The sequence below is a fragment of the Rickettsiales endosymbiont of Peranema trichophorum genome (assembly GCF_004210275.1).
In the GTDB taxonomy this organism is placed as follows: domain Bacteria; phylum Pseudomonadota; class Alphaproteobacteria; order Rickettsiales; family Midichloriaceae; genus RICK02.
Genome location: NZ_SCFA01000030.1, coordinates 1 through 9473, shown reverse-complemented (window position 1 = coordinate 9473; position 9473 = coordinate 1). Strand labels below are relative to the sequence as shown.

General features: G+C 41.7%; 5 protein-coding genes and 1 pseudogene. All 6 read left to right on the top strand.

Annotated features, from left to right (window positions below; genetic code table 11):
• Window positions 1–285, top strand: a pseudogene (locus tag EDM53_RS01525) (hypothetical protein); the annotation flags it as partial.
• Between the two features lie 180 nt (window positions 286–465).
• Window positions 466–1245, top strand: a complete 780-nt coding sequence (locus tag EDM53_RS01520; RefSeq protein WP_130121744.1) for a conjugal transfer protein TraF — start codon at window positions 466–468, stop codon at window positions 1243–1245.
• Between the two features lie 25 nt (window positions 1246–1270).
• Window positions 1271–2635, top strand: a complete 1365-nt coding sequence (locus EDM53_RS01515; protein ID WP_165379544.1) for a conjugal transfer protein TraH — start codon at window positions 1271–1273, stop codon at window positions 2633–2635.
• Window positions 2635–5895 carry a conjugal transfer protein TraG N-terminal domain-containing protein gene (locus EDM53_RS01510; RefSeq protein WP_130121740.1) on the top strand — a complete coding sequence of 1087 codons (3261 nt, stop codon included), beginning with the start codon at window positions 2635–2637 and terminating at the stop codon, window positions 5893–5895. Before EDM53_RS01515 ends, EDM53_RS01510 begins: the two co-directional genes overlap by 1 nt.
• Entirely contained in the window at window positions 5892–7013 is a 1122-nt protein-coding gene (locus tag EDM53_RS01505; protein WP_130121738.1) for a hypothetical protein, read from the top strand. The genes EDM53_RS01510 and EDM53_RS01505 overlap by 4 nt, the downstream gene beginning before the upstream one ends.
• A 189-nt stretch (window positions 7014–7202) precedes the next feature.
• Window positions 7203–8927, top strand: a complete 1725-nt coding sequence (locus tag EDM53_RS01500) for a type IV secretion system DNA-binding domain-containing protein (RefSeq protein ID WP_165379542.1) — start codon at window positions 7203–7205, stop codon at window positions 8925–8927.
• The last annotated feature ends 546 nt before the right edge of the window (window positions 8928–9473 follow it).

The window sequence follows — 9473 nt, the reverse complement described above, 5'->3', positions numbered from 1 at the left end:
AAGCTGGGTATACTGAAGATGTCGAAAGAGATGCAGAATGCGTACTTTGGATATATGAAGGAAGTAGCGACATTCAAAGACGCAGTAACCACAGCAGAGTCAAAAGGGAGAAGAATAGGCAGAGAGGAAGGCATCGCGATAGGTACCGAAAAGGGCATCGCGATAGGTGAAACAAAAGAAAGAGCTACGATAGCGAGGAATCTGTTAAGCGTCGGCTTAGATACAAGAAAAATAAGCGAGGTTACCGGGTTGACTGAGCAGGAGGTGAATGCATTGATTGGCTGATTGCGGATTGCATGACAGGATTGAAGAGAAGCTATAGTAAAGTGTACACAGCTCCACAATCCTGCGTTTTTAGTTAAACACCAGGCTTAGCTTGACCTAAATATCATTTAAAAGCTATCTTCTAATTAGCATACCAAAATTGAAATAACAAACATAGAAGCTATAGACCTGATCAGACAGATGCTCAGATTCGCATTGTTTATAATAATTTTGTCGACTCCAATTCAGGCCCGCTCTGATACCTCCTTTTACAAAGATAAGAAGAGAGGCTGGCACTGGTATGAAAGCAAACCAAAAGACATGCCAAAAGAATCAACACAGTCTTCTGTTGAGCTCACCCCAACCGATGTCATTAACACCATCAGAAAAGACGCCGAGAACAAGCTACATAGGGCAATTGTTGAGCCAACCGAGAAAAATATCATTGACTATATAAAAGCGCAGGAGAAGATAGGTAATAGGAGTGTAAAATTTTCCAAAGCGTGGCAAAGAGTGATTTACAAACATCCGGAATTAGATAGAACATTACGACACCCTACATCGAGCAATGCCCTGCACATCTCACGCCAAGAGGAATCAGCACGTAAGAGACGGAAAATTAGGACGTTGAGTCATGAGTATGGTTTGATGTACTTCTTTCGTGGTGATTGTCAGTATTGTAAAGGTTTTGCAAAAGTGGTCCGGGACTTTGCTACATTTTACGATTGGAAAGTAATGGGCATTCAAATGGGTGAAGTAGGGTTAGCTGAATTTAGAGATGCAAAATTGGACAATGGTATATCAAGAAATCTAGGTATTACCGTGGTCCCTGCACTCATTGCAGTTCATCCCAGGACCGGTAGTATGATACCGCTAGCTTTTGGCTATGTGAGTGAGGACGAGATAGAAGACAGAGTCGATGCCCTGATAACTGGACAAGATTTGGACGAATATGTGGATGACGAAACACAAACAAAGTAAATGTCTGATATACGTACTTATTTTTATGATAAGTCATACAGCTTGTAGCAGTACTGTTATTGCTAGCATCGAGAAGGAGATGGAGGAGTTATTCAATGCCAGTACCAATATAACCTCTGGAGGAGCCTACAAGGGCCAGTCCGGAGGGTACTACACTGGTGGTAGTCTTTATGCTAGAGTGCCAACGCGTCATTACCAATTTGCTAATTTCCAGGTCCCTTCTGTTAAAGCTGGATGCGGTGGCATAGATATGTTCATGGGCTCCTTTAGTTTTATCAACACGGATCAACTTATCAACGCAATGAGGGGGGTGATGAGCAACGCAGCCGGTTACTCCTTTAGCCTGGCCTTACAGACATTTGTACCACAGGTATACAACACCATGCAGAAGTTGAACGATATAGCACGGGAAATGAACAACTTAAACATGAATAGCTGTGAAACAGCTACTCAAATTGTTGGTGGGGTATGGCCGAGAAGCGACATGGCAAGCAAGCAGCTTTGCCAATCGATGGGTACCAGTAATGGTAAATTTAAGGACTGGGCAATGGCAAGGCAGGGATGTGGTACTGGTGGCAAGAGGGACGAAACAAATGCCAGGAAAGTGGAAAAATATCAGCATCAATTGGGAGATGATTTTAATATCGCCTGGGAAGCTATAAAAAATCAGGGAATATTTTCTCATGACAAGTCTCTAGCAGAATTTTTCATCACCATAAGCGGTACCATCACAAGCAAAAAGAAAGGAAATGGAGTCGATGGAAGTGTTGTCGTTAGCCACTATCACTCTCTTGTCAATAGCGAGGCACTGTTTGATACACTGCTGTTTGGAGGACCTAAGGGTGGAGGTGCAGCAGAAGTATACAGCTGTAACGAAAAAGACAAATGTTTAGAAATAGTTCGAAAGAGTTTAGGTCGAATATCGGAAAAGAAAGCTTTAGTACCACAGGTCGAGGAGACGTTGCGTAGTATAGCAACCAAAATGAAGGATCACAATGGTAAGCTGACAGACAGGGAGAAGTCACTAATAGAGCTGACACAGATCCCCATACTTAAAATCGTATCCGTACAGAACGCATTTACAGCTGGCAATGGTGTCATCAATATTTACGAGTATGCAGAACCGATAGCATATGACTATCTGTTGGGCTATCTGGAGAGAATTTTAGACTTTGTTAGCGTGAACATTAGTCAGTTGGAGAAGGTACAAATCGACGGTACACACATCGACAACTTTAAAAAAGACATAACGAACGTTAGGAAGATGATCACCGATAAGAGATTTGGAGCATACCAAAGGATGATAGCAGCACTCACCGTCGTTGAAAAAACAAATTTAGTAGAAAAAAAGATGCAGCATATGTTTACTCATTATAACGAAATCAAGTGATGCACATAGATTATGTAGTATATACATATGGGGGTGGAGAGCAGCTATTTTATACCTTCAATGCGATAGCTTCTTTATTTAACGGTCACAAGGTATATCAAAGTACATTTTATATATCGGCTGTGATGTTTGGTTTTTGGGTTTTGCTGACGAGTATTATCAAAAATGAAGCAATGGTCCCAATCAGATGGATGTTTTGGTTTTGGATGAGCACAAATGCAATGCTCGTACCCAAGGCTTCAATTCTCATTAATGATCCGATCACCAAATTTGAGCGCAAAGTTGACAATGTACCTTATGTCCTTGGGGCATTTGCTGGAATAATGAGTGGTATAGGGCATGGCATTACGGACACTGTGGAAACTTTGTTTAAGATAGCTGACTATGAGAAATACAGCGAAAGTGGCAGCATGTTTGCTTCTCGTCTTTTGAAGAACATGGATAGATACAGAATTAGAGATGGTATCTTGAAGGAGAACATCTCTAGGTTTATAGATCAATGTGTTGTTCTAGAGGCCATGATGGGTGGTAAGTACACTGTATCAGATTTGCATCATGCTGAGAACATATGGCAACTGGTGAGGGACAATGCCAATCCCATCAATGGTTTTACTTACAGGGAACCTACCACAAAAACAGCAGACATTCTGACGTGTAAAGAAGGTGCAAAGAAGCTTGATAAGGAACTTACAAAACATACAAAGGGGTTGGCCACATACCTTGGCAAGCAATACAAGCTGGACGCTAACAGTACCACATCTGATGCAATGTTTGAAAATTTTTTTAAAGAAAAGCTCACCAACAGTTTTTCTTTTATGGCCGATATAGCTAATAGTGCTGAAGATATTTTAAAACAAGAAATGATGATCAACGCTATTGATGACGTCAAACAAAGCTATGCTGTAGCAAAGGCGAGAATTCAGCAAAGGCAGTGGCATTCAATCACAGGAGAGCTAGCGTCCCATTTTTTGATAGCATTAAAAATAGTACTGGAGACCCTTGCCTATTCTGCATTTATTTTTATTGCAATACTTATGATGCTACCCACGGGAATTGTGATCTTTGCTAGATACTTACAGATACTAATATGGCTACAATTATGGGCACCACTTTATGCTATACTGAACATGGTGATGTGTACTGTAGGCAAATACCAAAGCAAAGCGATCCTTGGAGGGGAAGGGTTGACAATGTTGACATCGATAGGTCTCTCTAACCTACACGCAGACATAGAGGCGATAGCAGCAATGTGTAGTGCATCGATTCCATTTATTTCTTATGCACTCTTACAAGGCAGCGTATCATCATTTATCAGCTTAGCAAGCACTATCACGGGTGCAATGTCTGGTGCTGCACAGAGTGTATCACATGAGATAGCCTCCGGAAACTTGAGCCTCAACACCGTTGCATACTCAGGAAGGGCACGTATCAATGACACTGGATTTAAACATGACACATCGATAGGCTATAAATCGGGCACCATGGATATGGAAAGACTAGACGGAGGACACAACTTGATGGTCGGCACTGGTAGGCTTCTTGGTGTAGGCGGTGGAGGACAGAACATGTCAAAGTTACCAGATACCATATCAGTCAATCGCATGTTAAGCATGGGATTTAACAACCATATAGCGGAAGAGAACAGTATAGCAATGAATCACGCCAGAAATTTTGAGCAACACAGGAGTATGGCACACCAAAATGCGTCAGATTTATTATCCAGCATGGGTAGGAACATTGGACAAAACCGGGGTTGGGAAATATCTAATAGCAGTCAGTACGCAGACAGCATTAACAAAACGATCAACTTTACAAAACAACTGCAAGAAACTCATGGGTGGAGTGCTAAAGCAGCTGGAGAGGTTGTGTCTAGTATAGGATTTGGGATTTGGTCTGTACGAGGTAGCGCCTCGTACAGTTATGGATTGGAATCGCAAGAAGCAAAACAAATGGCGGAATCTCAAGGTTTAGTCAAACACATTGAAGAAGGTGTACGACACTTAGACGATATAAAATATAACGAGAGCATGGGGGAAGAGAAAAGGTTAGCAGAGAGTCTCAGAAGAGAGTTTAGCGCGATGGAACAATCATCACAGCAGTATGGGTTTCATAGTTCTGAAGCAAAGAAATGGGAAAATGCAAAAACCATTGCAGAAAGCCTGGGCATAGGCATTACGGAAGACGCGACCGAGAGATTTGTAGAGTACGTAGCCCATACCAAAAACAGTGATGGCAGCGAGGTGGGACGGGATAGAGCGCTACAGATAGCCGCGGATGGTCCTGCAATCGGGGCCAACAGGGACCAATATATGAGATTTCTAGGTGGTTTTAGCAGAACCATAGCCGAGGAGAGATTTGAGGGTATGGAGGCAAGTGGTTTGATATCTGAAGGCATTGATCGACAAAAGCAAGACCATGCTGCACTACGGGCATCACAAGAGAGGAAGTTGTTGCAAGACGTAGTCGATGGTAAGGAAGGAGCATACGGTAAATTTCAGATTGAACAGGCTGAGATAGGTTTAGGTCAGAGAGTTGGTATAGATCAAGATGGAAATCATGTCTCAGAGGTGTTCCAAGATGCGAAGGAAGTGATTACGAATACAGGCCAACAATACGGGTTAGCAATTAACAAGGATATCACCTCAGATGATACGCAACGGCTCTATCGCACATACTCTGACGAAAACAACAAGGAGCACAACATAGTCAGCGAGGTATCTGGTATACACAAACAAGATGAGGCTAATGTCAAGCAACAAACAGAAGGCTTAACATCCAAGAAAAATGAGTTATATGGTATATTAACTCCAGAAGAGAAGGCACAAAGATTTTCTGATGTATCGCGAGACCCTCCCGTATTTGATTTCAAGAAAGTATGGGACGGGCGAGAAGAGCCTAAGTTTGCCGATTTTAACAGCAGAGAACACGCCGACAGTTCACCTAAAACATTTGCTGAGGAAGCACGACAAGAGAATTCAGGCTCAGGTGGTGCTACTACAACTAGCGCTTCAAATACACCAGACAATATAGAGCCTATCAATAATGAAGCACAACCTACAGTGGCACCGATACAGGAACACCTAAATGAGCAGCCACATTTAGTGCAACAACAGCAACACATCGAACAAGAATTATTGAAAACCAATACAAAAACACCAAAAACAATTGCAAAAAATGAGGTGTTTGATATGAGTAAGAGAATAGAAAAAAGCGATCAAAAAATGGCCCAGCTACAGAAAACAGATGGGGATAATAAATGAATAACGACAACTTTAAAAATCACTTAGGTAATGGCAATAGTTTTGAGAATGTGAGTGTTAGACAATTTATTATAGCCATCATCGTTATGATTGCCATATTTTTTCTTGTCTCTCAGTTTTTCCGGTTAATGTACTTTAACAGTGCGCTACAAGACTTCAACAGTATTAGGGACACAGTACAAAAAGAACAACAACAAATAAGTGAGGCCATAGAAACCAAAAGGCAAGATCTGGAAGCTCAAATGTCACCACTACTGTCTAAAAATGATCAAGTAAGAATCAGAACGGACGAAAGAAGGGAACTTGACGCAGTTCATAGGGAAAGAACCACTTCCAAAGTTGAACAAAGAATCGACAATGAATACAACTTCGTATTAGATGTACTGCAAGGAAAGGCAGAAAGCAAAAATACACCTTTTGATAGGTACCTGGATGCCTTGTACGAGTACTGTAGTCGCTGCCACAATTATCTTGAAGCTGACATCTTTAGGTTCAGAAGCAATATCATTGCAAAGAACAATCTTGCAGCAAAATATAAAAAGGATGTAGCACTGCTGGAATCTTTAAGCAGGTTGGATGATTGGGACAAGCAAACTTTGATTGCCAAGAAGCAATACATAGAGGATGCAAAGCACTACAGATTAGATATGACGGATGCAGAGATAGCACAGTACGTGTTGAAGGATAACCCCGATACAGTTATAGCAAGCTGTACCAGAAGAGCCAGCAAAGCAATTCCAATACTTGTAAAGTATAGCGATGGGGAGATACTGGCAAGGTATCTAGATAGAATCAAAAAGACAGCAGAGGTTTTTGGTATAGCTAAAGATGTAGACTGGACAGTACCTTATATGGTCAAACATGAAAAAGTGGAATTTCATGAGCACATGGTAAAATGGTGCCGCGAAAGGCCTGGAGTGTGCAGGTATAGCATGAACAGTCCAAATCCTGCTAATGAGAAGCTTGTCAAACAGGAGAAGATGAGATACGCCAAAATGATGAATGAAAGGTACGCATCTTTAGGTGACAATGTAGGTCTGGAATACGCAGTCTTTAAGAAGTACAGACATAGAATATATCCGAATGATCTATTAGAAGAAGTGTCGAACCAAAAGTAGGGCAAGACATTGAGCGCAAATGATTTTAATAAGAGTTGAGACTACGTGGTATTCATTAGGGGGACACAACTAGCAGGACACACGCTAAGGATGGGCAACCAATCCATTAGAGACTGGTGCTTATGTACCTTGCTAGCGTGGGTAATCTTTACCGCGTTGATACCGTGGCTATATGTAGACGAAATACACATGTCAAATATTATGGCTGAGCTGCAATCAACTTGGTGTAATTACAGCGGCAAGCATGATAAAATCATCCTGTTGGGTGACAGACGCGCTACGATCATCTTGAGACAGAAATATCAAAGCATCCACAAGCTCAGTGGGAAGGATATCGCAAAACTCTCTACGGTGCCGATGGTGAATCGTCCATACAAAGCATGGCAGATCAAGAAATACAAACTCACGAGCAAGGAGATAGAGGATGTACGTGCGATCTTGATCAAGAGCATGTTTCAAGCATTGGTTCCTTCTGTTTTGACTGTCAGTCTTATCTTTTTATTTGTAGCCTATAGCGGTTACAAAACCACAAACAGTCAATTTTTAAGAGGCAGGGTTGTAGTAACACAGGACAAACTAAATAAATTGATTCAGGGATTAAATAAAAAGGAAAAGGTGTACGACCCATACTCTGTTGCTGGTGTGCCGTATCCTCCGGGTGGGGAGACGGAGCACTTAATGCTCTGTGGTACTACCGGAACTGGTAAGACGGTGATTTTAAAGGATTTAATCAGACAAATTAAGGAACGTGGTGACAAGGCTCTCATATACGACTACACCGGTGCGTTTATCAGTGGATATTATGAGCCTGATAAGGACATTATCATTAACCCATTTGACAAGCGTTCAAAGGCCTGGTGTCTACTTAAGGAGACTGAGCACGAGGCCGAATTTGAAACGATAGCAGAAGCTTTGATTGGCACCAACGATGCTGTTAATGATCCATTTTGGCCAAACGGTGCAAGACTGATCTTTTCAGAATTATGCAAATTGCAGATAAGAAATGGCAACTTTAGTACGCAAGATTTATACAACCACTTGCTATTACCTACAGGGACATTACACGATGTATTAGAAAGGACTCTTGTAAAGAACTTCACAGATCCTGCTGCTGAGAAAACCACTCTTGGCTTATTAATGTTGATGACGACATATCTCAAAGGGTTACAGTATATCAAGAATGATGGGTCCAACGACTTTTCTATCAAGAGGTGGCTGCTTGACCCTGAGGCTAGAAACATCGTATTTTTGTCAAGCAGAGCTTCTTTACACAACAGCATACAGCCTCTGATCAGTGGTATGATGGACATAGCTGTGAACAACCTTGGTGAGCTACCTCTTGGTAACAAGAAAAAGATATGGCTAATCTTTGACGAGATTGCCTCGCTCAATTACCTACCAAGTCTAGAGAGGGGATTAACGGTTTCAAGGAACTTCGGTGGTTGTTTTGTCATATCATTACAATCGATATCGCAGCTGACAAAAAGATACGGTCCAAATGACACTGAGACGATTGCATCAAACTGCAGTAATAAGATCATACTGAAAACCGGTAACAATGAGACTGCCAAATGGGCATCGCAAGTACTTGGTACTCAAGAGATAGAGGAATACAAGGAGGGGTTATCTTACGGAGCTCACAGAATGAGGGATGGAGTCAATCTTTCAAAGAACAGAATCGAGCGGAGGATTGCGCTACCTTCTGAAATGATTTCGCTGCCGAGATTTACGGGCTACGCCGCAATGACTGGTGGGCTTCCGATTGCTTTAATTAACTTTGAGCATTTGAAGACTCAAAAATGCATTTTTGAGAATCCGGAGTACTGCCCAACGACACAAAAGGATGGGGAGGAACCATCAGCATCACAGACCAGCACTACAAGCACCCAACAAGGCATATCGTCACAAGTTTGACAATGTTTAATCCAGTATTACAATCCGATACCGCACAATTACAACTGTTCAGCCTACAGCACAGGACCTTTCACGTTCGACTCATTGGGATATACCAACATGCGCTGCCCTGAGGTTTCCAGGGCTCTGTATGCTATGGACTTGACCTGTTCTACTGCACTGGTTGCTTTTTCGTTGAGATCTTTAATTAACCCCAATTTGATATAAGGATGAGTTAGAAATGGTGTAAAGAGAGAGTTGCAGATGGAAAGGAATGGGAGTAAGCTTATCTTTTTAACCCAAATTAAACAGGTAGTCTATGTTCCCATTCCTCACTGACATCTTCTGTCATATTGATGATTTTTGCAACACCTTTGGAGAAAAAATAAGAGATTTGGTTTGCCTAACCCAAATAAAAAACGCAATAAGCCTTGTAGAATGGCTCTTTCAGAGGTTATGACAATACTAGTCTTATTTCACATGAGCAACCACAGAACCTTTAAATACTTCTATATACACTATGTTCTTAAAGACCTTCGCTCTTGTTTTCCACAGGCTGTAAGTTAC

Excerpts from the sequence above, each read along its gene's own strand:
- EDM53_RS01520 (WP_130121744.1), top strand. The coding sequence starts at position 466 with ATGCTCAGATTCGCATTGTTTATAATAATTTTGTCGACTCCAATTCAG.
- EDM53_RS01515 (WP_165379544.1), top strand. The coding sequence starts at position 1,271 with ATGATAAGTCATACAGCTTGTAGCAGTACTGTTATTGCTAGCATCGAG.
- EDM53_RS01510 (WP_130121740.1), top strand. The coding sequence starts at position 2,635 with ATGCACATAGATTATGTAGTATATACATATGGGGGTGGAGAGCAGCTA.
- EDM53_RS01505 (WP_130121738.1), top strand. The coding sequence starts at position 5,892 with ATGAATAACGACAACTTTAAAAATCACTTAGGTAATGGCAATAGTTTT.
- EDM53_RS01500 (WP_165379542.1), top strand. The coding sequence starts at position 7,203 with ATGTCAAATATTATGGCTGAGCTGCAATCAACTTGGTGTAATTACAGC.